Below are 22,879 nucleotides of genomic sequence, written 5' to 3'. Positions count from 1 at the left end.
TGTCGAGCAAGACGCAGTGGTTGAGTGGGCTCTACTACGCTAATTTCATTAGCTTTTACAGCCCTACTCAACTGTGCGGAGGTGGGACGACGAAATCGAATTCTAACGAATGACCGATTTCTGTCCCACTCTCATTTTTTTATACTTCTAAACTAGATGTTTGGGCGTTTAAATAAGAAATTTTTCCTTCTACACCAAAATAGTCCTTGACTAAGCCTTTTAATTCGTCCATCGCCTCTTTGGCACGGTTCGCTTGCTCTTCAGTCACTGCTTCCATAACAAGAATAGCCTGACGAGTTTCTTCTGTCAGCATCGTCCTTTTAGCTTCCCGCCAATTTAAACACCGGCAAACAGCTCCTTCTTGGTCATAATAGATGATCTCTTCCGGCAAAGCTGGAGCATCTTCCTCAGCTCCTAATGGGAAGAATGGCTCTCCACCCTTGGCTTTTCCTAAAGATAAGCCTCCAGCTAACTTTTCCATATCCTCACCACCACAGGGGATAGCATAGGCAAGAGAGACACTATTATACAAATCCACTAAAGGATTAATGGGATAAAACTCTCGTCCTTGCGAAACACGTTTCAATAAGGCTTCAATGGAAGAGCGGGCTCCTTTTTTGGTCTTGAATTTGGTAAAAGCCTGACGCCATTCCTGAACAACCGGGCTGGCAGTGAATTGTTCATCATCGATGAAGGCTTTTGATCGTGCGACTCCCTTGTCGAGTAAATCCTTAAAATAGGAATCCTTGCTCTCGTCGACATGATTGTCGATTCCTTCTACAGTCATTACCACTACTTGTGCTTGGGGAAACAAATCCCAAAACTCTTGATCTATTGTAACTTTCATTTCTTTTCCTCACTATAATTTCTTTTTTGGCCTTTTTTCACTAGCTCCCAATCCGCTGCGACGTTTTCACTCATTTTTGCCAGCCATTTTTCTAATTGAAGAATTTCTGTCTGTGAAAAACCTTTTAAGGCAGCCTTCTCAGAGTAAGCATGCTCAGCAAGTATGAAAGGATAAAGCGCTTGTCCCTTTTCCGTTAGGATCCATTTTTTTATCTTTTGATTTGAATGATCATTTAATTCTCGGATAAATCCTTTATCCGCTAATTTTTTGACAGAGCGGGCCACTGTTGAGCGGTCCACTTTTAATAGATCAGATAACTCCTCTTGTATAATCCCTGGGTGCTCCCCAATCCGTACCAAATACAAGTATTGGCCTCTTGCCAGCTCCAAATCTCGGAACTCAATATTAGCGATTGAATCTAAGGCTCGGGCAATGATACCAATCTCTCTTAGGACCTTCATTTGCTCCTCCTTTCCTTTAAATGGAGTTTATCACATTTTTGTTGCATTTGCAACAAACTATTCAGAAATAACAAAAAAGCCGGATGAAAACCGGCTTTTTCCTATTTTATTTCTTTAAGATTATTCTTGATTTTTTCTCAAATTTTTAAGATGAAAACGACGCTTGAGTGAAGCTTCCTTTTGGTGAAAAGCTACTTGACCTATCTTATACTTGGCTACCACATCCCCGTCTTTTGTCTCGAATCGTGCTTCAATCGCATACTGAATACTAGCATTTAAGATACAACCAATAATCAACACCTTGGCTACCAAGATAAACCAGAACATAATGACTGCTAAAAGGACAGATCCGAAGAAACGAGCATCTAAGAAACTCGTGATATAGTGATCGACATATTTCCAGAAGATATTCAAGGTCAAATAAAGGACTGCTGTCACAAAGATGGCTCCTGGAAAGACATAGCGAAACTTAGGAATTTTGATATTGGGTAGGGTGTAATAGAGCAAGAGCAAGGTCAAAAAGAGAAGGAAGTAAACCGAAGGGCCGGAAATATTTAGGAGACGAAGGTAGATACTTTCATCAAACTTGAAAATCTGGTAGACGGTACGAATAATCATACGGCCAAACATAGTCAAAACGAGAGATAGACCAAACAGACCTTGTAGAGCAAAACTAATCAAGATACTGAAAATTCTCGCCCAGATAATCCCCCTCTCCTTCTCCACTCCATAACTTTTATTGAAGGCTCTTTGCAGGTAAGCGATACACTGTGAAGAGACCCATAAAGCAGAAATGATAGAAAAACTCAGCAAACCAGTAGACGGCTTGGTAAGCACCGATGAAATAACTTGCAAAACAATGCGGTACATGGAAGCAGGTAAGACTTCACGCAAGGTCAGCAAAATCTGAGTCGGACGAATCTGAAAGTAAGGGAGGATATTGGCTGCAATCAACAATAAAGGGAGAATCGAAATCAATAAATAATAGGCTACTGCTATACTAGTGATATCCGATTCAGAGGCCATATAAAAGCGCAGAAATCCCTTAATAAACGGTCGTTGGCCTAGCCATTTTAGAAACTTTTTCATATCTTCCCCTCCCTAAAAAACTCATAAAAAGAGAAAAGAGCGAAACCGTTTTATCTATTCAGCTCCATTCTTTCCTCTCTACTTTTTTAATAGGTTCCTTCTTCACCTTGACTGGTTAAAATAACCGGACCATCTTTCGTAATCACAAACTGATGTTCGTACTGACAAGAAAGACCACCGTCAAGGGTTTTGTGGGCCCAACCTGTCTTCATATCTGTATCGATTTCCCAAGTTCCGGTATTAATCATTGGTTCAATGGTCAAGACCATACCTTCACGTAAGCGCAACCCACGTCCTGCACGTCCGTAGTGGGGAACCATAGGTTCTTCATGCATAGTTGGACCGACTCCATGACCGACCAAGTCACGGACCACTCCATATCCTTTGCTTTCAGCATATTCCTGAATAGCTGCACCAATGTCTCCTAGGCGATTTCCGACAACTGCTTGCTCAATCCCCTTGTAGAGACACTCCTTGGTGACATCCATGAGATCCTTTACTTCTTGGGATACATTCCCGACTGCATAAGCCCAACAAGAATCTGCCAAACCACCAGAGTAGTTTTCTGTATATTTTTTCACCTGAGCTACATTATCAAAGTCTAGTTTTGAAACATCAACAACAGACTTATCTAATGGCTCTGACAAGACCATATCCACCTTTAAGAGGTCACCTTCTTTTAACAGATAGTGGCGAGGAAAGGCATGAGCCACTTCATCATTGATCCCACAACAAGTTGCATAGGGATAGTCCATCAGACTTCCTTCCACACCGATCTGTAGGGGCAAGACATTGGCTTCTTTACAGCGACGTCGAACATACTCTTCTACTTCCCAAAGATCAAGACCCGGTTTGATCAAATCCCGAAGGCCAATATGGATACTGGCAAGAAAATCTCCTGCACGGTCCATGGCTTCGATCTCACGCTGTGATTTCAATGTAATCATCTATTCCTACTTCCATTCTAATTAATTTTCAAAGTAACGGTGGCTTTCGTGACCAGCTGCAGATTCAAATACAAATCAAAATCTATAATAGCCGATCGTCTTGTTTGGCGAACAATACGCGCTTCAATTCGCAAGGTATCGTCCACTTGAACAGCTTGAAGATAATAGACCAACAGCTGTTCGATAATTAAATTTTTTCCAGAATTCATCATGAGCTGGCGAGTGACCGTTGTTAAAACTTCAGTGAGAACGCCATTCGAGAGAACGCCACTTTTTTCTAACATACTTGGTTCAACCGTCAGTTCAAAATGATTGGCTTGCAGAACCACTTTTTGACTGATTTGTTCACTAAAGGTTGGTAATCCAGACAATTGTTCCTTACTCATCCGGTCCATGACTGCACGACGGGTAATGACACCTAACAAGGTCTGATTGTTCCGAATAACAGGGATCATCTCAAAGTCTTCTGCAATCATGCGTTGACTGACATTGGCGATACTAGAAGAAAGGTTTGTCGTAAAGACGGTACGTGACATGACCTTGTCCAGAGTTGTCTGCGGTGCCTTATCGCCAGCATCTCGCATAGTCACCACTCCAACAACCATTTGGTGTTGATTGACGACAGGAAAGCGACTAAAACGGCTCTTTCTTACCAAATCTAGATAGTCACGTACGGTATCTGTTTCCCGTAAAAACCCATATTCATGCATGGGTGAATAGACTTGTTCAACCGTTAAAATGTCTGTTTTGATTTGCATGTTGGCGAGAGCGCGATTGATCATTGTCGCCACAGTATAGGTATCATGCTTGGTACGTAAGATAGGAGTTTGACCACTGTTACCTAGTTCCAAAATAGAAGGATCGACATCGAAACCACCAGTTACAAGAACAGCATTGTCGTGTTTAAGGGCCAGACATTGGATATTGGTTCGGTCTCCAACAATGAGGAGCCCACCTTCAGAGACATAATCTAAAATATGCTCTTCTGTCATGGCACCGATATAAAACTTATTGAACTCTCGTTCCAGTCCTTCTTTACCTGCCAAGACTTCCGAACCGGTTATTTCTACAATCTCTCGAAAAGTCAGATGTTCCAGGACAGCCTTTTTGGACTTAACACGAACAGTCCCACTACGAGGTCTCGTTTCAACAATTCCACGATTTTCGGCTTCTTTAATAGCCCGATAGGCGGTCCCATCGCTCACCTGTAAATAGTTCGAGATACTTCTCACACTGACACGCTTGCCAATTGGTAGTTTCTCCAAATAATCTAAGATCGCTTGGTGTTTACTCATTGAGATCTCCTCTATCTATACAGAACTCGTAATAATCCCGCATCTTTCGCGTATAGCGGTCGCTTCCCTTGAATTGTCGTTTTAACGTATAACCGGCATGTAAAGCTACCTGTTGGCTGGCTAAATTTTCAACATGGGTAATAATTCGGACTTGTTTGAGATGAAATTCCTGGAAGGACAAGAAGGTAATTTCTTTTACAACCTCTGTCATGAGGCCTTTGCCCCAATAATCCTTGTGTAAGAAATAACCAAGTTCTGCTTCTTTCTTAATTTCATCCAATTTTTCAAATTTAATCGATCCAATCACATGACCGGTTTCCTTATCACAAATCGCCCATATTCCCAGAGGATTCTTTAAAAAATAATTAGCCAAGACATACTGGCATTCCTCTAGAGAAGTTTGTGCCGGGAAAATAAAAGGCAAATTATCTGGATTGGAGGATATTTTGTAAAAGTCAGCTGCATCACTATATAGAAAGGGCCTCAAGAAGAGGCGCTCTGTTTCAAAACATGAATATGCTGCTAGTTGCGTCCAAATGTTCATAAAAATCGTTCGTTATGCTTCATCAATTAACTTGATGTCAGCGCCCAATTGTTGCAATTTTTCAATGATGTGCGAATAGCCACGAAGGATAAACTCAATATTGGTAATCTCTGTTCTCCCCTGTGCCATCAAGCCTGCAATCACCAAGGCAGCTCCTGCACGAAGGTCTGTCGCTTTAACTGGAGCACCCGTTAATTGATTTGGTCCTTGGTAGACAATGCGATCACCAACTGTTTCAATCCTAGCCCCCATCCGCATCAGTTCAGCCACATGGTTGACCCGCTTTTGATAAATAGTATCTATAATGCTTCCCTTTCCATTAGCTGTCAAGAGCAAAGGGGTCAAGGGTTGCTGTAAATCAGTTGCAAATCCAGGGTAAGGAGAGGTTTTAATGTGAACAGCTTTTAGATTTTCTTGCTTTTCAACAAAAACACTATCCTCAGAAATGGTCATGCGAACTCCCATTTCTTCTAGCTTGGCAATAAAGCTTTCCAGGTGTTCATAGAGAACATTCGTAATTTGAATTCCTTCTCCCACAGCTGCAGCAAGAGCGATATAAGTCCCTGCTTCGATGCGATCTGGGATTACTTGGTGGCGCGTCCCGCGGAGATAGTCTACTCCTTCAATCGTAATGATATCTGTACCAGCTCCCCGGATGTGAGCACCCATATTATTAAGAAGGGTTACGACATCAATGATCTCAGGTTCGCGAGCGGCATTCTCAATAACAGTACGACCTTCCGCTTTGACAGCAGCTAGGATGGTATTAATCGTTGCGCCAACACTAACCGTATCCATATAGATGACTGCCCCACGAAGACGCTTCCCATTAGTAGAAAGGTTCATACTAGAACCATCCAAGGTCATTTTAGCCCCCATCGCTTCAAAGGCTTTCAAATGTAGATCAATTGGACGCGGACCTAAGTCACATCCCCCTGGTAGACCTACAGTTGCCTGGCCATAACGTCCCAAAAGACTTCCATAGAAATAGTAAGAAGCACGAAGACTATTGATCTTTCCAAATGGCATTGGCATATCTTGCACACCACGTGGATCAATGACAAGGGTCTCCCCATCTCGCTCCACTTTTGCTCCCATCAGAGTCATAATGTCAATCAAGCTAGCCACATCTGAAATATCTGGAACACCATCAAGTGTCACAATTTCGTCTGCTAAAATAGTAGCTGGAATAAGGGCCACCACGCTATTTTTTGCACCACTAATGGTCACCTCACCTTTTAATGGGCGACCACCATTAATTATAATTTTTTTCATGTTAATTTATATAAGCTCTTTCAATCATTCAGTAAAAAATTACCGCATCTATTATATCATAAAAACGCTTCATTTTCCACTCATTCTTATCTTTTGATCAGTCGATGCAATCCTTGAAAACTTAAGCTATATCTTTTACTATTTTTTTATATTTTCGGTTCCTTACCTAGTTTATCTATGCTATATACTCATTCGCTGTATGTGTATTTTATCAAAAAAGGCAGTTCTTTTCAGACCACCTTTTTTGAGCTTATTTTACTTCATTTCCTAGTTCATATTTACTGTCTTTTAGAGCTCGGCTCAAGGACCATTTCCAAGGTTTCCCTTCAATGGTTACTTGATTCTTCTCTAAATCTACTCTTACTTCTTCTACACCTTTTACTGCGGATAATTTTTCAGTGACAGCATTGGCACAACCTTGGCATTTCATTCCAGTAATTTCATATGTTTTTGACATATTTTTGTCCTTTCTTTCGCACAAGGAGATCATTTTTCTCCTAGATTTTATAATTTTTTTCGCTTTAATCTTAAAGCATTGACGACGACGGATACTGAGCTAAAACTCATGGCTAGACCTGCTAGCATAGGATTTAAGAGGGGACCACCAAAGAGATAGAGAAGGCCCATCGCCACCGGAATAGCTAATACATTGTAGATAAAGGCCCAGAACAAGTTTTCCTTAATCGTTTGAATCGTGTAGCGACTAATTTCCAAGGCTCGGACTACATCCATCAATTGGGGTTTCATAACTACTATATCTGCACTTTCCATGGCAATATCTGTTCCAGACCCCATGGCAATCCCGATATCTGCAGTTGCAAGGGCTGGTGCATCGTTGATCCCATCCCCCACCATGATCACAGACTTGCCTTCTGCTTGCAATTCTTGGATCACTCGTGATTTTTCTTGAGGAAGGACTTGACTGATGACCTGCCGGATTCCAGCCTTCTTGGCAATCGCTTGAGCAGTTCGTTCATTATCCCCAGTTAGCATGATCACCTTCTTGCCCATTTTTTCAAGACTAGCAACCATTTCTAAACTATCTTCCTTGATGCGGTCTGCTACCCCAAATAGAGCCATTAATTGCCCATCTTCAGCTAAGAAAATCGGGGTTTGTCCATCCTGGGTTAAGACTTCCAAGTCAGCCTTGGCAAGACGAACATCGATTCCTTCCTCTTCCATTAGAGTTTGATTCCCAGCTAGATAAACCTTCCCTGCATATCTAGCAGTGAGGCCCCTTCCTGTTAGACTGGAGAAGTTTTCCATCTCTAATAAGTCCACAGGCGCTTCTTTTGCAGCATCCAGAATAGCCTGTCCCAGCGGGTGCTCGGACTTAGCTTCCAGAGATGCCAGGATTTGTAAGGCATCCTTCGTTTGACTATAGAGATAGGATGAGGACAACTGAGGTTTTCCTTGAGTGATGGTCCCTGTTTTATCGAAGACCACTACTTGTGCTTGATGAGCTAACTCAAGGACGTCCCCTCTCTTGTAGAGGATCCCATGCTCTGCTCCTAATCCAGTACCTACCATGATAGCGGTTGGAGTCGCCAAACCTAGAGCACATGGACAGGCAATTACCAAGACACTGATCGTTACCGTCATAGCAAAGGTAAAGGTTTCGCCCATGATGAAATACCAAAACAGTCCAGATAAGAGGGCAATCACCATGACTACAGGAACAAAGACTCCGGCCACTCGATCGGCAATCTTGGCAATCGGTGCTTTGGTTTGTTGGGCATCTTCCACAAGCTGAATGATCTGTGCTAGTAAGGTATCCCGACCAACTTTCTCAGCCTCATAGACCAAGCTTCCTTGACCATTGATGGAGCCAGCATAAACTGGACTTCCTTCAGTTTTTTGGATTGGGATCGATTCACCCGTTAGCATGCTTTCATCAATAGCTGATTGTCCGGAAACCACTTGACCATCAACGGCTATTTTTTCACCTGGTTTGACCAGAATGTGATCTCCAATGACCAAGTCTTCTACAGGCAATTTCACTTCTTTTCCATCCCGTAAGACCGTCGCCTCCTTGGCAGCCAGATGCATGAGTTTTTTAATGGCTTGAGAAGTACGTCCTTTTGACAGAGTTTCAAAATATTTACCTAGCGTAATTAGGGTCAAAATCACGGCTACAGACTCATAGTAAAGCTGGTGAACATGATGATGGTGACCAAGCAAGATATGATAAGTTCCATAGAGACTATAAAGAAAAGCTGCACTGGTAGCCAAAGCTACTAAGGCATCCATATTTGGATGACCTTTTAGAAGAGTTCGGAAACCATTTCGATAAAAAGCTCGTCCGAAGACCATCACGGGGATAGTCAAGGCCAAAAGAACAAGGGTGTAAGCTACGGGTGCTCGATCAGGTGAGACAAAAGCAGGTACAGGCAGGCCAATCATGGGACCCATTGCTAGATAAAAGAGTGGCAGGGTGAAGATGGAAGACCAAAGGAGCCGGTTTCGGATTAATTGTAGCTTGTCTCCTTCCCGTTCCTCTTGGCTCTTGGCTGTATCTGGATTGTAAAGTACTGCCTCATAGCCAGCATCCGCTACCGCCTTTGAAATAGCCTCTGGACTCAAGGGCTCCCCTTGATATTCCACTGTCATTTTTTCAGTGGTCAAATTTACCGTCGCTTTTTCAACACCGTCCAGATGATTGACAGCTTTCTCCACATTGATCACACAGGATGCACAAGTCATCCCATTGACGACAAAGGTTTCTTCTTTCATTGATCTTCCTCCACATGACTGACACAGTGACATTGCCCAGGTTGGCAATCACATTGAACCCGCTCCACGCTCTCTTTGGATGCGAGAATCTCTTGCAAGTCCTTGATCTGTTCTTTCGTCATTGGTGTTTGCTGGATCAGTTTTCCCAATAAATGATGATGCTTGGTCAAGCAGATCTTGCTTAAAACTTCATAGACAGCTGATAAATTGGCCTCTTCTTCATTGAGGACAGCCTGATACAAATAGGTCCGACCTTCTCTTCGGCTCGTCAGATAGCCTTTATCAGCTAAGCGCCCCAAGAGGGTTTTTACCGTTGATGCGGACCAGTCCTGCTTGGTGAAAAGAATCTTAGTTATTTCTGTAGAAGTCGTTTCTCCCTTGGTCCAAAGGACTCTCATGACTTCCCATTCAGCACTTGAAATCTTAGCCATTCATTTTCCTTTCTATCTCCTATCATGGATGATTGGTTTACGTTTGTAGTTTTATTATACACTTCCTATTTTTCTTGTCAATACTTTTGTTTACATTTGTAAATTTATTTTGCAAAAAAGAGGCTGGGACAAAAGTCCTAGCCTCTCAATTGTCTTTGGATTGTCGAGCAAGACGCAGTGGTTGAGTGGGCTCTACTACGCTGATTTCATCAGCTTTTAAAGCCCTACTCAACTACGCGGAGGTGGGACGACGAAATCGAATTCTAACAAATGACCGATTTCTGTCCCACTCTCTCTTTCTATCTACTTACTTAACTGCTTCTTTCAAGGCTTCTACCTTATCCAAGCGTTCCCATGGAAGATCAATATCCGTCCGTCCCATATGTCCATAAGCCGCTGTTTGACGGTAGATTGGACGTTTGAGGTCAAGCATTTGGATGATTCCTGCAGGACGAAGGTCAAAGATTTGACGCGCTGCTTGTTCAAGCTTGCTTTCTGCGACTGTCCCAGTACCGAAAGTATCGATACGGACAGATACAGGTTGAGCTACCCCAATCGCGTAGGCCAATTGCACCTCTGCTTTCTTAGCAAGACCTGCAGCAACAATGTTTTTAGCAATGTAGCGAGCTGCATAAGAAGCGGAACGGTCAACCTTAGTGGCATCCTTACCAGAGAAGGCACCACCACCGTGACGTGAGTAACCACCATAAGTATCTACGATGATTTTACGACCCGTCAAGCCTGAGTCCCCTTGAGGACCTCCGATAACGAAACGACCTGTTGGATTGATAAAGAATTTAGTCTCATCGTCAAGATACGAAGCTGGAATCACTTCTTTGATGACCTTGTTGATTACATCCTCATGGATTTGTTCATTGGTAACTTCTGGATCATGTTGGGTTGAAATAACAACTGTATCCACGCGCACAGGCTGGTCATTTTCATCATACTCAACAGTGACTTGAGATTTAGCATCTGGACGAAGGTAGCTGATATCACCAGACTTCCGAAGCTCTGCCAACCGACGAACCAACTTGTGACTGAGTGAAATTGGTAATGGCATGAGTTCTTCTGTTTCATCCACCGCAAAACCAAACATGATACCTTGGTCACCTGCACCAATCAAGTCAAGTGGATCTTGGTCTGCGTTTCCACGGACTTCCAAAGCTTCATTAACCCCTTGAGCGATATCAGGAGATTGTTCCACCAAAGATGGGTGGACTCCCACTGTTTCAGCCGAGAATCCATACTCAGTGTTTGTATAACCAATCTCTGCAATGGTATCACGAACCACACGGTTAATATCGACATAAGCTGTAGTTGAAATCTCACCAAAGACATGCACGGAACCAGTATAAACAGCTGTTTCTGCAGCCACGTGTGCTTCTGGATCTTGCTCTAAAATAGCATCCAAAATAGCATCTGAAATTTGGTCTGCAATCTTATCTGGATGCCCCTCAGATACCGATTCAGACGTGAATAATTTACGTTCTGACATAAAAATGTCCCCCCTTAAAAAATAATCGTTATAGAGTTACAAAGAACTGGTAGATGCTTTCTACCACCTTATCGGGACCATATAACTTAACTATTATATCACGATTTTGCACCAGTATTCCTTTTTTTATAAAAAGAAAAAGATATAGTTTGAAACTATATCTTTTAACTTAACCTCTTTCCAACTCTAATTCCTACATTAGCAAGGTCCCTATTAATACAAGGATAGTGGAAATGATAGATGGAATTTGAATACCTAACCAAGCTGGATCACCAGCAAAAAGCATGGAGGCAAAATAGAGAGTTACTGAAACAAATAGCATCGTCTTATTAGCCGTTTTCGTTCCAATGCCAAGCAAGACTGTCGCAGCAATATAACAAGTAAGATAAGATCCCAAAAAGATTAGGAAAACAATTCCCCATGGTCCTGCTATCACAGCACTACCTATAAAAAGCATCAGTAAGCCCATATTTACGAAAAATACAAGAGTTAGAAGGCCCCTATTAGGAACAGAATTTTCTGGACCTTGATCCGCCATTGGTGGCTGAGCAGGATTTTCTGGACCTTGATCCGACATTTGTGGTTGAACAGGATTTTCTAGATCTTGATACGTCATTGGTGGCTGAGTAGAATTTTCTGGGGCTTGTTCCGCCATTGGTGGCTGAGCAGGATTTTCTGGACCTTGATCCGACATTTGTGGTTGAACAGGATTTTCTAGATCTTGATACGTCATTGGTGGCTGAGTAGGATTTTCTAGGCCTTGAGCCCCCATTGGTGGCTGAGCAGGGTTTTCTGGGCCTTGAGCCCCCATTCGTGGCTGAATAGATTCTTCAGGCATTCCGTCTTTGTCTTGGTTTGTTTCACAATTTAGCTGTTGATCTGTCATAATTTTCTCCTGACATTTTTCTAAAATATTTTGCCTTTCTTAAAAAGCTGGAATTAACGAATTTCTATGTGATATTCACTGAATCCTTCCATACATCAAATGACATTTTAAAAATATACAAGTTGATAGAATTTCTTGACTCGATAAGATCATTGATCAAGCAAATACTGATTTAAAAGAGTTTCTCCCTTCTTAATATCTCAATACTTCTTTAACTTCTTTCGCTAGGATTGTTCCAATTAAAACAAGAATAGCTAAAACTATCGGTGCAATTCGGAAAACTCCCCAGTCTGGATCATAAGCTAAAATAATGGACAGTATATAAAGTACGAAACTCGTATAGAGTAGCGTCTTATTTCCTTTCTCCATCCCTATTCTAAGAAAAATGGCCCCAATAGCAATACTTAATAAGTTTGGTCCTAGAAAAATTAAAATGAAAAGTCCCCAAGCATTACCCGAAAGTGCAAAGTAAGAGATAAACAATACAAGATAGATAATGGATAAGTAAAAGGCGACTGAAAGAAGAATGGAAGTAAATTTGATTTTTGTTGGATAATTCTGAATAGGTGCCGAATTAAAACCATCTCCACTTATCCTAATCCTATCTTTATTTTCTTCAACATTATTCTGCTGATCTGGCATAGCTTTCTCCTACCTTTTCTTATTATTTTATTTATGTTTTCTTTTAAAACAATTATACACTATTCCATTATTCTTTTATTATATCCATCTATTCAATACTATCTCTTAAAAACTAATTTCAAGAGTAAGCTTTAGCCTATCTAAACTAAAAGTTCTCTTTATTCTTTATTTTATCCTTATATCCCATAGAATTGCTCCTTGTAAAATGTCGAGGACCAAACAAACTGAGATAAACTGTAACGGAAGGATTGGATACCAGGTATGCTCTTTTCTAATCGAAGAACATAATCGTACCCGATCCATTTTCATTACCTGCTATCCAAACAGTCGAAATATAAAGAAAGGTTACAAAATAAATTAGCCCTGATACCATTTATTTCACTCCACTTTCAAAGTAAAGTATAAATTGATTTATTACCTCTCATTATAACACAATTTGTAACCGCTTCCTCCATATTTTCTCGCTATATAAAAAAGATAGGATTTTTCGCCCTATCCTCTATAATTACTCTCCATTATCAAACATTACAGTTCCGAAAAAAACCACTATAGCTATTACAAGAGGCATAAACAATAATATTCCCCCAGCTGGGTCATACGCTAGAATCATCGAAACAAAATATAAAACTGCGGATGTATAGAGAGTTGTTCTATTCCCCATCGTTTTTCCGTTCCAAAGCAGGAGGGTCGCAATGATAATACAGAGAAAATGGAGCTGTTGCATAATTGTCCATTCTATAAGTACGATTACGGCGAGTAGAGACCATCCTAGGTATATAGTTGCCAAAACAAGTGCAATAGATAGTACTAACGTACTTCCGACTCTTTTTTCTGGCTTCATCTCATTGTTAGAAAGGAGACTATCTCCTAAAACATATGCCTCTTTGTCTTTATTTTTTGGGGGATTCTGCTCTTCCCCCGCCATGGATGGCTGAACAGTCCCCTCAGGCACACTTTGGTGCTCTTGGTTTGATTCAGAATTTTGTTGATCTGTCATAACTTTCTCCTAAAGTACTTCCTTATTCTTTCAAAGAATAGCACTCAAAAATCGACAGGAAGAATTGATTTAATTATAGCTTGGATCGGCCCGAATACTTTTTATTGAGTAGAGTTGTCCATCCCTATCTTTTCATTAATAGCTATTTTCGTCTTCAACTAAGAGGTTTCCAATTAAAACCAGAATAACTAGCAGTAACTGTGCAATTCGAAAAAATTCCAAGTCTAGATCAATACCCAAGATGATAGACAGCAGATAAAGTACGAAACTTGTATAGAGCAAGTTTTTGTTTCTTCTCTTCATCCCTAGTCGAAGTAAAATGGCACCAATAGCAACACCTAAGAAGTTTGGTGATAGAAAAATCAACATGAAAAGTACCGCGATATTAAAGTAATAGATAAACAATACAAGATAGATAATGGATAAGTAAAAGGCCGCTGAAAGAAGAATGGATGTAAATCCGATTTTTGTTGGATGATTCTGAATAGATGCAGAAGTAAAACCATCTTCACTTATACTGCTATGTTCTTTATTTTCTTCAAAATGTTTCTCTTGGTCTGTCATAGCTTTCCCTACCCTTCTTTTTTATATTTTCTTTTAACACCATTATACATGATTTCATCATTCTTTTCATGATACTTACTGTTAAGATGACTTGAAATGTCAGCCATAAAAGAAGCAAAAGCAATGACAGCACGATGACAGGGAGATTCTCTCCATTTTCAGGCTGTCCGGATAAGAGTATGACTACTTGATAAAGAGCACCAAAACCCTAAACAAGCAAGATAATTTGGTAGCAAATTTGACATGTCATCACAATCTCTTTTCTCTAGACGAATCAGTGAAGCGTGATCTCAAAAACAAAGTTTCTTTTTTAAATAAAATCTGTCTCTGCAATAGCTTCTTTCACCTCTTCCAATGGGAGATGGACGAGCTCTACTTCTTTTTCACGGTAGAGATACTCAGCATATTCATCAATGCGGTATTGATGGATATAAACAACCCGCTTGCAGCCAACTTGAAGCAACTGCTTGGTACAATTGAGGCAAGGGAAATGGGTCACATAGGCTGTGAAACCTTTGGGAATCCCCCGTTCTGCTCCCTGTAAAATGGCATTGACTTCTGCATGGAGGGTCCGGACACAGTGCCCTTCCACCATGAGACAGTCATGATCCAAGCAATGTTCTGTACCAGAGACAGAGCCATTGTAGCCCGTCGCAACCACCTTATGATCCTTGACTAATACAGCCCCTACCTTTGCCCGCTTACAGGTTGCTCGATTTGATATTAACAAAGCCTGCGCTGCAAAATACTCATCCCAGGCTAATCGTTTATGTCCCACAGTCTTGTCCTCCTTCATAAACATTCTAAATTTTTTTCATTATAGCACGAAATCAGCTGAAATAAAAGAAGTCATTGTCACAACCGATTCCTTCATCAAAAAAAGAGAGTGGGACAGAAATCGGCAATTCGTTAGAATTCGATTTCGTCGTCCCACCTCCGCACAGTTGAGTAGGGCTGTAAAAGCTAATGAAATCAGCCTAGTAGAGCCCACTCAACCACTGCGTCTTGCTCGACAATCCAAAGACAATAAAAAGGCTAGGACTTTTGTCCCAGCCTCTCATGATTATTTACCAAGTTTTGCTTTAGCTGCATCTGCAAGAGCTGTGAAAGCTGCTGCATCGTTAACAGCCAAGTCAGCAAGCATTTTACGGTTAACTTCGATCTCAGCCAATTTCAAACCATGCATCAATTGTGAGTATGAAAGTCCGTTCATACGAGCTGCCGCATTGATACGTGTGATCCACAATTTGCGGAAGTCACGTTTCTTTTGACGACGGTCACGATATGCATAGTAGTAAGAGTTCATTACTTGTTCTTTTGCAGTACGGAACAAGATGTGTTTAGCTCCATAGTAACCTTTAGCTAATTTAAGAATACGTTTACGACGTTTGCGTGATACAACGCCACCTTTAACACGTGCCATTTATATTTCCTCCAATATTTCCTAGAATTCTTTACTTACAAATACGCGATTATTTCAAGCGAGTAAGCATTGCTTTAATACGTTTGAAATCTCCTGAATGCACCATAGATGCTTTACGAAGATGACGACGTTGTTTCTTAGTTTTTCCGTGGAAACGGTGAGAAGTGTAAGCACGGAAACGTTTAAGTCCACCAGAACCTGTACGTTTGAAACGTTTAGCTGATGCGCGGTGTGTTTTTTGTTTTGGCATGATATTTTCTCCTTTTTTTAACTTTCTGACAGATTATTTCTTGTCAGTTGCTGGTGCCAACTGCATGAACATTTGACGACCATCCATTTTAGCACGTTGTTCGATGATAGCAATATCTTGAGTTGCTTCAGCGAAATCGGCTAAAACTTTTGCCCCAATCTCTTTATGGGTGATCATACGACCCTTAAAGCGAATGGAAACCTTCACTTTGTTCCCTTTTTCAAGGAACTTGCGAGCATTGCGAAGTTTTGTATCGAAATCACCCTTGTCAATAACTGGGCTCAAACGAACTTCTTTCACGGTCACAACGCTTTGTTTTTTGCGTTGTTCTTTTTGTTTCTTCTGGTACTCAAATTTGAACTTACCGTAGTCCATAATTTTCGCAACAGGAGGTTTAGCTTGAGGTTGAATGAGAACCAAGTCCACATTAGCGTCGTCCGCAAGTGCTTGCGCTTCACCAAGTGGTTTGATACCCAATTGTTCGCCCTCAAGACCGATTAAGCGAACTTCACGTACACGAATTTCATCATTGATGAATAAGTCTTGCTTTGCTATGGTTTTCACCTCTTTTTTTATTTTAGAGAAAAACAAGAGCGGACTTGCTAACGCAAACCCGCACTACATGATTATAGTTCATTTCTGAAACTTGATCCGTAGGGGCCAGACAACGTTAGTCGCAAGGCGAGAAGTTCTCACTTCTGCTTTTCTCATCTTTTATATGATATCAAGTTTATGATGGATTGTCAAGGATTTTTTTTGCTTTTTCTTCAATAAATGCAACCACTTGATCAATCTCGACACCAGTTGTGTCAAAATGAATGGCATCTGCTGCTGGTTTCAATGGAGAAACCGCTCGGTGACTATCTTTATAGTCCCGCTCAGCAATTTCTTTTTTCAATACTTCTAAATCTGTTTCAATGCCCTTGCTCAAATTTTCCTTATAGCGACGTTCCGCACGTTCTTCTACAGAAGCCACTAGGAAAATCTTCAACTCGGCACTTGGCAAGACAACCGTTCCAATATCGCGACCATCCATGACAATCCCACCTTGGGCTGCAATCTGTTGTTGCTGGGCCACCAGGCGCTCACGGACAGGAGCCAGGGCAGATACCCAAGAGACATTATTGGTCACTTCATTGTCACGAATTGGATGGGTCACATCGACATCAGCTACGAAGACTAATTGCTGACCGTCCTCAGAGCGACCAAAACTGACTGGATATTGGTTCAGTAGATCAACCAACTGGTCAACATCTGCTTCAGTCAAATCATGACGAAGAGCCAGATAGGTGGCTGCTCGGTACATAGCGCCCGTATCGAGATAAGTGTAGCCTAAATTTTTAGCAATAATCTTAGCGACAGTTGATTTCCCACTGGATGCAGGACCATCAATTGCGATTTGAATTTGTTTCATAGTCTATCCTTTATCGAATTTTGACCACATCACCTGGATTTGCATACCAAGAACCAGTTGACATGTGAGATGGATTCAGTTGCTCCAATTCGGCAATCGAAATACCGGCACGCGCCGCAATAGCTGCTTCTCCTTCACCAGCTAGAACTGTAATGGTTCCTTCTCCTGACTCATTATCACTTGAAGATTCTGATTTTTGTGCTTCAGGAACAACGCTACTTGATGAAACCACTGTTGTTTCACCATTATAAAAACCACTCATTTGTTTCTTCTTATCGCTTCCACCTGTAGAAAGGTAAATTAAGAAGCAGACCATCGCTACAATAATAATAAAGAAAATAATCGCCAAGATGGTCAACAAGCGATCAGCTTTTATTCCATTCAATTTGTTAGTTCGTTTCAACGTTTCTTCTCCATCATCATAAATCTCTTCTTCCCATGGTTCTTTTGCCATGACTTCCTCCTTGTATTTTCCTCTAAAAATCATTACAATATTAGTATGAAAGTTACTCTAATACCTGATCGTTGTATCGCCTGCGGGCTCTGTCAAACTTACTCTGACCTATTTGACTACCATGACAATGGTATTGTCAAATTTTCATCTGAAGAAGATCTCTTAGAAAAAGAAATTGTCCAAGATGCTACTGTCCTAGAAGCCATCAAAAATTGTCCGACCCGAGCTCTTATCAAAGATTAAGAACTTTTTTCATTATTAGCATAGTAGAGTTGATAATAGTCCACATGGATGAAGTTATCAGTCAACTCAATCTCACCCTTGAAATAATCGTTCAAGGCCAAAGCATTAATAAAGTATTTTTTGGGCCACTTACGCATACAGAAAGTCCGACTTCTTGATCCATCGTTGAAAATCAACTTGATGGAATTCTTTGTGACTTCCACTTTTTCAATCGATGAAATCGGAACTTTTATAGGAGTTAACGGATTCGCCGTGATAATACGTAAAATCCCATCATCATAAATCGTAAAATAACGATGCACTCCTACAGCCAGCAAGGCCATAAAGAGAAAGAATGAAAAGAGTACCACCGTTGGGATACTGGAACTCTCATACATCAGAGCTAATCCAATAAAGACGGGTATAACCGATAAGGACCAATAGGTAATCAGCATGGATAAATCAGGCTGCCAATGGTATCGGATTTTCCCAAAAATCTTAATCATATCCGGAACCCCCTCCTACTAGTTTAGCATAAAATCAACAAAAATAGAACAGGAAAGCCTGTTCTATTTTTAATAATTTTAGCAATCAAATAACTAAACGACTGATTGATAAAAGCTGGTCTCTTTCCATTAATTTTTCGCCGATGGTACCTCGAAGAAAGATTGGGATAGATAGCCTTTGCCACTGATTAAATCATACTCGACCATCTTCATATCTTCAGCAATCTCTTTGGCTTCTCCTTCTAAAGCTTTTTTATCAACACTTGCTTTCTTCAAAACCTCAGTCAAGAGAGCATAGTAAGGTGAGACTTTAGAGTTGGTCTGTTCAAAGACCATAGCAGAGAAATCACTTGAATTGACTAAAGGATAGTCCAACTTCGGAGCATCGAAATTACTCCAAATAAAGTAGTCTGTTTGGTATTGACCTTCTGGATAGTTCTTAAAGGCAGATTCTGGATACAAACCAGGCAAATGATCTCCGTAAAAGACAACTGTAATCTTTTTATCGATTTTGGATAGCTTTTCTAGGAAATCTTGGGTGGCACTGTCAGTTTGGTATAGTAGACGACTGTAGAAGGTTAATTTAGAGTTCTCCTCATCACTAAATCCAACTCCTTTTGCATCCAAAGTTTCTGGATTAGCCTCTAACCAAGGCGAATGATTCTGCATAGTCATTACTGAAAAGAATTGGCCTTTTTGAGGAGTTATGTTTTCTAGCACTATATCGTAGGTAGATTCGTCACTTGGACTAATCCCTTCTTTTCTATATTTGATTCCCTTTGTATTCGTCGTGATAAAATCCTTAAAATCTAGTCGAGAATAAACGATATCTCTAGAATAATTTGACTTCTCTGCGAGGTGAATGGCGATTTTGTTCTTTGTTTCATAAGAATTACTAATTGAAGGAACATCATGAATTTTTGGAAATACTTCTGTATACAAAACGGATACTGTTTGAGAAATATTATAGAAAGGTAGACCAGTCAATGTTTGAAATTCCATATTGGCCGTTCCACCACCATAGCCATCTGATTGCATTTGGCCACTCGTATGGTTACGCATAACGTTCTCAATATTAGGAATTGGATTTTGAGTTAATTCAACTCCTTCAATTTTTCTCGGATCTGAAAAACTTTCGCTTAAGACATAAATAACAGTTTGATCATTTAAATAGTTTTGTCTCTCCTTATTTATACCATTCGCTACTTCATTGTACTTCGCTTCAATCTTAGCCATACGATCTTTTGAATAACCTTCTGGCTTCTGAATAACTTCCGTTGTCAATTGGTTCATCCAAACGTATGTAAGTCCTTTATAGCGAGCGTTGGAGGTGTTCCCTAACCAATCGATATCTTGATAATTATTGAGGGTACTAATAATCGGAACATTCGATTTTATTTTCCCGTTTTCTTTATCAGAAAAAACAGATGTTACATGTATAAATAAAAGAAGCATTGACAATACAAGTGGAACTTGTACTTTCCAAGAAGAAATAATTTTACCTTTGAAAAAGTACCTCATTCCAAGAAGAGAAAGAAGCACAATGGCTACTAATCCACCAATTGTATATATTATTTGAGAAGTATCAACAAAACTGAGTAAGGTAACTGGCTTGGATAACCAATTTAAATCACTTGGTAGAACTGGCTCATTTCTCATCCCAAATTTAATAAAATTCGCAATGACAAAAGATACAGATACCAGCAAAATCAAACAAGAGGCTATCCAATACTGGTTGATAACAATATAGACAAATAAGATGATTGCTGTCAGCACTAAAATCTGGAACAAGATCGCATCTGGGATTGTAAAATGTATCCCTAAAAATGGTTCTGTTCTTCCTAAACTAAATTGGAAAAAATAATTTAGAACGATTGCAATGGTTACACTTGAGAAAAATGCTAATGATAAACTGGGTTTATTTTTCACGAAATCTCTTTGGCCTTTTGTATAGAAAAAACCAAATATGGAAAGAATCGGAAAAGCAAGCATTAAAAATTCATTTGTCAGCCAAAACTGTTGAGCAGAATATTTACCAATTTCTAGTGCTTTATACAAGAAGCTATCTGTTCGGTAAACTAATAATGAAAAATTTTTATCTGTAACAATAAAACTTATTAAAATCTGCGACAGTATAACGTATTGATAGTTATCTTTTATTTCTTCTAAATCTTTTTTTCTAGAAAATAATCCATCAGAATGATACCTATATAGAACAAGAATCGTTGTTAATAAAAATAGAGTACCAATAACTACAAAGGAATCCGTTCTAAAAAATGGATTTTTTTGAAAGTTCCAAACCTTATATTTGGGATTGTTTAGAAACAGAGAGATTTCCGTAATATAAGAAAGTACATTATAAATTAAGTAACTAATCAGTAATTTCAGAGGAAACCATTTTTTAAAGTTAAATTGTGACATTAATACAATTAACAATAAAAAACTAATTCCAAATAATAATCCCAAATGGTTAACGTACTTAAGTACAGTCCCTGTCGCTTTGTTATGTATGGCTAAATTATTTTGTGCTAAGTAAAAATTCAAAAAGAAAAATAAGACAAAGGTGATTGCATAATAAAATTGAGTCCTCGAAATTTTGGATTTCAAGTTTTTTAAAAACGTATAAAAATTAAACTTCTTTTTCCGTTTCATTATTTCACTTTCTTAATAATTCTTTTCACTATATATTTCACAGCTCTTGCTGGACCAATCACGATATACTTTAAGGCTCCTTTAATCCCACCGATTTGATTAAAGTCCACGAAGGTATGTGGTTGGAGATCCTCACGATTGTTCAATTGCTTATTATCGATAAATGGTGTGAGAACGTGTGGATTTTGGGAAATCCTAAAGTCATATTTTTGATCCCAAGCAATATAGACTAATAAGCGTTCAATCGCATGAAGGATCGAATTTTGAGGAAGAGGTTCAGCTGGAACATCTGCTGCTGTCAAATTCAAATCAAAGAGTGGTTTCAAAGCATCATACTTAAACCAAACAAAAGTCCCATAACTCATGACAAAGGTATTGAGATTCTTGAAATCAATACTCTTAGTCGCTCCCATCCGTTGCCAGAGCTTGTTCATCTCTGGTGAGATTAAGGCCTCGTTCCAGGCAACCACAATTCGATTGTAGCGGAAGAAGGTTGGAATATCTGCGATGGTGATTCCGACTTTTGGATTGGCCTCCATATTGGCAACAATTTGATCTGCAGGGTTAACCAACATCTCGATCAATTCTTTCCGCCAGGATTCACCCGCCCAAAAATCTGCTTCTTTGGATTTCTTGGTATGGAAATGGCCGACATAATCATAGCGAGAGAGTTGCTCTTTTAAGAGCAGCATGGGTAACACATCTCGTCCAATATTTCCAGTCACCACAACCGTTGCAACTTGAGCCCGATTGGAAAGAATTTGCTCAATAGCCTGCTTCTTCTCTTCTACATCTGTTGTAATCCATAGGTCATAAGCAAAATGAAAAGCTTGGAAAGCATCTAGAAATTCTTCCAAAAGGTCTACATAAAAGACATGGAGATGGACCGCAACTTTTTTATCAAAATCTCCAGCCAATTCTCGGTTTTTCAAGTACTTACGAGACAAGAGATAAGGATAGTCCGGACGATCAATCATAGACATGTGGTTGATAATCAAATCCAACGGATAGTCCGATACACGCTCCAATTCATCAAAAATATAGGGCATGATTCCTTCATTATTTGCAATGGTTTTGACCTTGATAAAAGGAACCTTATGTTTGAGAATGGCTGTAGGATTGTAGTAAGAAAAATCTGGATAGAGCATCCCTGTTGTATCTTCATGGATGGTATGAAAGACAGTTTTATAGCGAAAACCAGCATCCAAGAAATTCGTTGTCACCTTAGTCTCGTAGTTATCAATGACATCTTGAACATTGGTAAAGTCTTGAACACCCTGCCAAAATTCATGGAAAGCACTTGATTCAATAACCTGTTTTTTAAAGCTAAGATAATAACTCTGAATATGCTCATTAAAATCCTTGTCTTTCCGGTAATTGGTCATTCCCCAGAAATCAACCTTATCATCATTCTCAAAGTTTTGATAGATTGGCTCTAAATCCCAAAGAGGGCCAAAGCAAGTATCATTCATGAGGGTAACAGAATCAAACTGAGTCAGTTGATCAAAGCCTACTGTCTTCATTCCGTCCCGCCAAGCCGCAAAGTCAAAACCAGTATTTTGACGTTCTAGAATATCATCTACCAGTTGCTGTTCTACTAAATTAGACTTCACATCTTCTGGTAACTGACTATTAGAGATAAATACCACTCGTGAATACAAGGGGTGAATTTTTTCTAATTGGTAGAGTACATGTCCACTGATAAAGTTAAATTTATTGAAGTGGACATATAAAAGTAAACGTTGCATA

25 protein-coding genes and 1 other annotated feature are annotated in these 22,879 nt (G+C 39.9%); of the genes, 1 reads left to right on the top strand and 24 read right to left on the bottom strand.

Annotated features, from left to right (window positions below; translation table 11 throughout):
* Positions 1-139: 139 nt before the first annotated feature.
* The 21 genes from D7D50_RS07075 to D7D50_RS06970 form a co-directional block, all read right to left on the bottom strand.
* Complete coding sequence (locus tag D7D50_RS07075; RefSeq protein WP_120701851.1) at positions 140-847, bottom strand: B3/B4 domain-containing protein; 708 nt, start codon at positions 845-847, stop codon at positions 140-142.
* On the bottom strand, positions 844-1,308 hold the full coding sequence (locus D7D50_RS07070; protein ID WP_120701850.1) for a MarR family winged helix-turn-helix transcriptional regulator: 465 nt from the start codon (positions 1,306-1,308) through the stop codon (positions 844-846). The genes D7D50_RS07075 and D7D50_RS07070 overlap by 4 nt, the downstream gene beginning before the upstream one ends.
* Before the next feature lie 120 nt (positions 1,309-1,428).
* Positions 1,429-2,397: a YihY/virulence factor BrkB family protein gene (locus D7D50_RS07065; protein WP_120701849.1), complete on the bottom strand. Its 969-nt coding sequence runs from the start codon at positions 2,395-2,397 to the stop codon at positions 1,429-1,431.
* Between the two features lie 86 nt (positions 2,398-2,483).
* Positions 2,484-3,344 carry a methionyl aminopeptidase gene (locus D7D50_RS07060; protein WP_117744377.1) on the bottom strand — a complete coding sequence of 287 codons (861 nt, stop codon included), beginning with the start codon at positions 3,342-3,344 and terminating at the stop codon, positions 2,484-2,486.
* Positions 3,345-3,361: 17 nt separating this feature from the next.
* Entirely contained in the window at positions 3,362-4,639 is a 1,278-nt protein-coding gene (gene spxR / locus D7D50_RS07055; RefSeq protein ID WP_120701848.1) for a CBS-HotDog domain-containing transcription factor SpxR, read from the bottom strand.
* Entirely contained in the window at positions 4,632-5,183 is a 552-nt protein-coding gene (locus tag D7D50_RS07050; RefSeq protein ID WP_120701847.1) for a GNAT family N-acetyltransferase, read from the bottom strand. The genes spxR and D7D50_RS07050 overlap by 8 nt, the downstream gene beginning before the upstream one ends.
* Positions 5,184-5,195: 12 nt before the next feature.
* Positions 5,196-6,458: a UDP-N-acetylglucosamine 1-carboxyvinyltransferase gene (locus D7D50_RS07045; RefSeq protein ID WP_120701846.1), complete on the bottom strand. Its 1,263-nt coding sequence runs from the start codon at positions 6,456-6,458 to the stop codon at positions 5,196-5,198.
* Positions 6,459-6,708: 250 nt separating this feature from the next.
* Positions 6,709-6,915 (bottom strand): copper chaperone CopZ, encoded by a 207-nt coding sequence (copZ, locus tag D7D50_RS07040; RefSeq protein ID WP_042507516.1) that lies wholly within the window; start codon positions 6,913-6,915, stop codon positions 6,709-6,711.
* 47 nt (positions 6,916-6,962) lie between these two features.
* Entirely contained in the window at positions 6,963-9,191 is a 2,229-nt protein-coding gene (locus tag D7D50_RS07035; protein WP_117744381.1) for a heavy metal translocating P-type ATPase, read from the bottom strand.
* The gene (locus tag D7D50_RS07030; RefSeq protein ID WP_120701845.1) at positions 9,188-9,622 is read right to left on the bottom strand and encodes a CopY/TcrY family copper transport repressor; all 435 of its coding nucleotides are present in this window, start codon (positions 9,620-9,622) and stop codon (positions 9,188-9,190) included. Before D7D50_RS07030 ends, D7D50_RS07035 begins: the two co-directional genes overlap by 4 nt.
* Positions 9,623-9,929: 307 nt before the next feature.
* The gene (gene metK / locus D7D50_RS07025; protein WP_120701844.1) at positions 9,930-11,120 is read right to left on the bottom strand and encodes a methionine adenosyltransferase; all 1,191 of its coding nucleotides are present in this window, start codon (positions 11,118-11,120) and stop codon (positions 9,930-9,932) included.
* A gap of 193 nt (positions 11,121-11,313) precedes the next feature.
* Entirely contained in the window at positions 11,314-12,006 is a 693-nt protein-coding gene (locus tag D7D50_RS07020) for a cation:proton antiporter (protein WP_120701843.1), read from the bottom strand.
* A gap of 192 nt (positions 12,007-12,198) precedes the next feature.
* Positions 12,199-12,648, bottom strand: coding sequence for a hypothetical protein (locus D7D50_RS07015; protein ID WP_006596053.1), 450 nt, complete (start codon positions 12,646-12,648; stop codon positions 12,199-12,201).
* A gap of 505 nt (positions 12,649-13,153) precedes the next feature.
* Positions 13,154-13,645, bottom strand: a complete 492-nt coding sequence (locus D7D50_RS07010; protein ID WP_120701842.1) for a hypothetical protein — start codon at positions 13,643-13,645, stop codon at positions 13,154-13,156.
* A 135-nt stretch (positions 13,646-13,780) separates the two neighbouring features.
* A complete protein-coding gene (locus D7D50_RS07005; protein WP_023026979.1) occupies positions 13,781-14,209 on the bottom strand; it encodes a hypothetical protein in 429 nt (142 codons plus the stop codon).
* A 310-nt stretch (positions 14,210-14,519) separates the two neighbouring features.
* Positions 14,520-14,987 carry a deoxycytidylate deaminase gene (locus D7D50_RS07000; RefSeq protein WP_120701841.1) on the bottom strand — a complete coding sequence of 156 codons (468 nt, stop codon included), beginning with the start codon at positions 14,985-14,987 and terminating at the stop codon, positions 14,520-14,522.
* A gap of 285 nt (positions 14,988-15,272) precedes the next feature.
* On the bottom strand, positions 15,273-15,632 hold the full coding sequence (gene rplT, locus D7D50_RS06990) for a 50S ribosomal protein L20 (RefSeq protein WP_000124834.1): 360 nt from the start codon (positions 15,630-15,632) through the stop codon (positions 15,273-15,275).
* 49 nt (positions 15,633-15,681) lie between these two features.
* Entirely contained in the window at positions 15,682-15,882 is a 201-nt protein-coding gene (gene rpmI / locus D7D50_RS06985; RefSeq protein WP_001125942.1) for a 50S ribosomal protein L35, read from the bottom strand.
* A gap of 33 nt (positions 15,883-15,915) precedes the next feature.
* Positions 15,916-16,446, bottom strand: coding sequence for a translation initiation factor IF-3 (infC, locus tag D7D50_RS06980; protein WP_006597373.1), 531 nt, complete (start codon positions 16,444-16,446; stop codon positions 15,916-15,918).
* A gap of 15 nt (positions 16,447-16,461) precedes the next feature.
* Positions 16,462-16,592 (bottom strand) — a sequence feature (ribosomal protein L20 leader region).
* Between the two features lie 20 nt (positions 16,593-16,612).
* Complete coding sequence (gene cmk / locus D7D50_RS06975) at positions 16,613-17,296, bottom strand: (d)CMP kinase (RefSeq protein WP_120701840.1); 684 nt, start codon at positions 17,294-17,296, stop codon at positions 16,613-16,615.
* A gap of 10 nt (positions 17,297-17,306) precedes the next feature.
* Complete coding sequence (locus tag D7D50_RS06970) at positions 17,307-17,750, bottom strand: SAG1386/EF1546 family surface-associated protein (RefSeq protein ID WP_120701839.1); 444 nt, start codon at positions 17,748-17,750, stop codon at positions 17,307-17,309.
* A 45-nt stretch (positions 17,751-17,795) separates the two neighbouring features.
* On the opposite strand from D7D50_RS06970, the gene D7D50_RS06965 reads away from it, so the two are divergent.
* Positions 17,796-17,993 carry a ferredoxin gene (locus D7D50_RS06965; RefSeq protein ID WP_162614525.1) on the top strand — a complete coding sequence of 66 codons (198 nt, stop codon included), beginning with the start codon at positions 17,796-17,798 and terminating at the stop codon, positions 17,991-17,993.
* Here the strand turns inward: D7D50_RS06965 and D7D50_RS06960 are convergent.
* The 3 genes from D7D50_RS06960 to D7D50_RS06950 all read right to left on the bottom strand — a co-directional run bounded on the left by D7D50_RS06960 (position 17,990) and on the right by D7D50_RS06950 (position 22,878).
* A complete protein-coding gene (locus tag D7D50_RS06960; RefSeq protein ID WP_120701837.1) occupies positions 17,990-18,478 on the bottom strand; it encodes an EbsA family protein in 489 nt (162 codons plus the stop codon). The genes D7D50_RS06965 and D7D50_RS06960 overlap by 4 nt on opposite strands.
* Before the next feature lie 129 nt (positions 18,479-18,607).
* Positions 18,608-21,130, bottom strand: a complete 2,523-nt coding sequence (locus D7D50_RS06955) for an LTA synthase family protein (RefSeq protein WP_120701836.1) — start codon at positions 21,128-21,130, stop codon at positions 18,608-18,610.
* Positions 21,130-22,878 carry a rhamnan synthesis F family protein gene (locus D7D50_RS06950; protein ID WP_120701835.1) on the bottom strand — a complete coding sequence of 583 codons (1,749 nt, stop codon included), beginning with the start codon at positions 22,876-22,878 and terminating at the stop codon, positions 21,130-21,132. Before D7D50_RS06950 ends, D7D50_RS06955 begins: the two co-directional genes overlap by 1 nt.
* Position 22,879 lies beyond the last annotated feature (1 nt).

Source organism: Streptococcus koreensis (genome assembly GCF_003627135.1).
Classification (GTDB): domain Bacteria; phylum Bacillota; class Bacilli; order Lactobacillales; family Streptococcaceae; genus Streptococcus; species Streptococcus ilei.
The sequence above is the reverse complement of the archived record's forward strand: the minus strand, read 5'-3'. Positions and strand labels throughout refer to the sequence as shown.

Excerpts from the sequence above, each read along its gene's own strand:
- metK (WP_120701844.1), bottom strand. The coding sequence starts at position 11,120 with ATGTCAGAACGTAAATTATTCACGTCTGAATCGGTATCTGAGGGGCAT.
- D7D50_RS06950 (WP_120701835.1), bottom strand. The coding sequence starts at position 22,878 with ATGCAACGTTTACTTTTATATGTCCACTTCAATAAATTTAACTTTATC.
- copZ (WP_042507516.1), bottom strand. The coding sequence starts at position 6,915 with ATGTCAAAAACATATGAAATTACTGGAATGAAATGCCAAGGTTGTGCC.
- rplT (WP_000124834.1), bottom strand. The coding sequence starts at position 15,632 with ATGGCACGTGTTAAAGGTGGCGTTGTATCACGCAAACGTCGTAAACGT.
- D7D50_RS07020 (WP_120701843.1), bottom strand. The coding sequence starts at position 12,006 with ATGACAGATCAACAGCTAAATTGTGAAACAAACCAAGACAAAGACGGA.
- D7D50_RS07065 (WP_120701849.1), bottom strand. The coding sequence starts at position 2,397 with ATGAAAAAGTTTCTAAAATGGCTAGGCCAACGACCGTTTATTAAGGGA.
- D7D50_RS07035 (WP_117744381.1), bottom strand. The coding sequence starts at position 9,191 with ATGAAAGAAGAAACCTTTGTCGTCAATGGGATGACTTGTGCATCCTGT.
- D7D50_RS06955 (WP_120701836.1), bottom strand. The coding sequence starts at position 21,130 with ATGAAACGGAAAAAGAAGTTTAATTTTTATACGTTTTTAAAAAACTTG.
- D7D50_RS07015 (WP_006596053.1), bottom strand. The coding sequence starts at position 12,648 with ATGCCAGATCAGCAGAATAATGTTGAAGAAAATAAAGATAGGATTAGG.
- D7D50_RS07050 (WP_120701847.1), bottom strand. The coding sequence starts at position 5,183 with ATGAACATTTGGACGCAACTAGCAGCATATTCATGTTTTGAAACAGAG.
- D7D50_RS07010 (WP_120701842.1), bottom strand. The coding sequence starts at position 13,645 with ATGACAGATCAACAAAATTCTGAATCAAACCAAGAGCACCAAAGTGTG.
- cmk (WP_120701840.1), bottom strand. The coding sequence starts at position 17,296 with ATGAAACAAATTCAAATCGCAATTGATGGTCCTGCATCCAGTGGGAAA.
- D7D50_RS06970 (WP_120701839.1), bottom strand. The coding sequence starts at position 17,750 with ATGGCAAAAGAACCATGGGAAGAAGAGATTTATGATGATGGAGAAGAA.
- spxR (WP_120701848.1), bottom strand. The coding sequence starts at position 4,639 with ATGAGTAAACACCAAGCGATCTTAGATTATTTGGAGAAACTACCAATT.
- D7D50_RS07075 (WP_120701851.1), bottom strand. The coding sequence starts at position 847 with ATGAAAGTTACAATAGATCAAGAGTTTTGGGATTTGTTTCCCCAAGCA.
- D7D50_RS07060 (WP_117744377.1), bottom strand. The coding sequence starts at position 3,344 with ATGATTACATTGAAATCACAGCGTGAGATCGAAGCCATGGACCGTGCA.
- D7D50_RS07030 (WP_120701845.1), bottom strand. The coding sequence starts at position 9,622 with ATGGCTAAGATTTCAAGTGCTGAATGGGAAGTCATGAGAGTCCTTTGG.
- rpmI (WP_001125942.1), bottom strand. The coding sequence starts at position 15,882 with ATGCCAAAACAAAAAACACACCGCGCATCAGCTAAACGTTTCAAACGT.
- D7D50_RS06960 (WP_120701837.1), bottom strand. The coding sequence starts at position 18,478 with ATGATTAAGATTTTTGGGAAAATCCGATACCATTGGCAGCCTGATTTA.
- D7D50_RS07070 (WP_120701850.1), bottom strand. The coding sequence starts at position 1,308 with ATGAAGGTCCTAAGAGAGATTGGTATCATTGCCCGAGCCTTAGATTCA.
- D7D50_RS07005 (WP_023026979.1), bottom strand. The coding sequence starts at position 14,209 with ATGACAGACCAAGAGAAACATTTTGAAGAAAATAAAGAACATAGCAGT.
- D7D50_RS06965 (WP_162614525.1), top strand. The coding sequence starts at position 17,796 with ATGAAAGTTACTCTAATACCTGATCGTTGTATCGCCTGCGGGCTCTGT.
- D7D50_RS07045 (WP_120701846.1), bottom strand. The coding sequence starts at position 6,458 with ATGAAAAAAATTATAATTAATGGTGGTCGCCCATTAAAAGGTGAGGTG.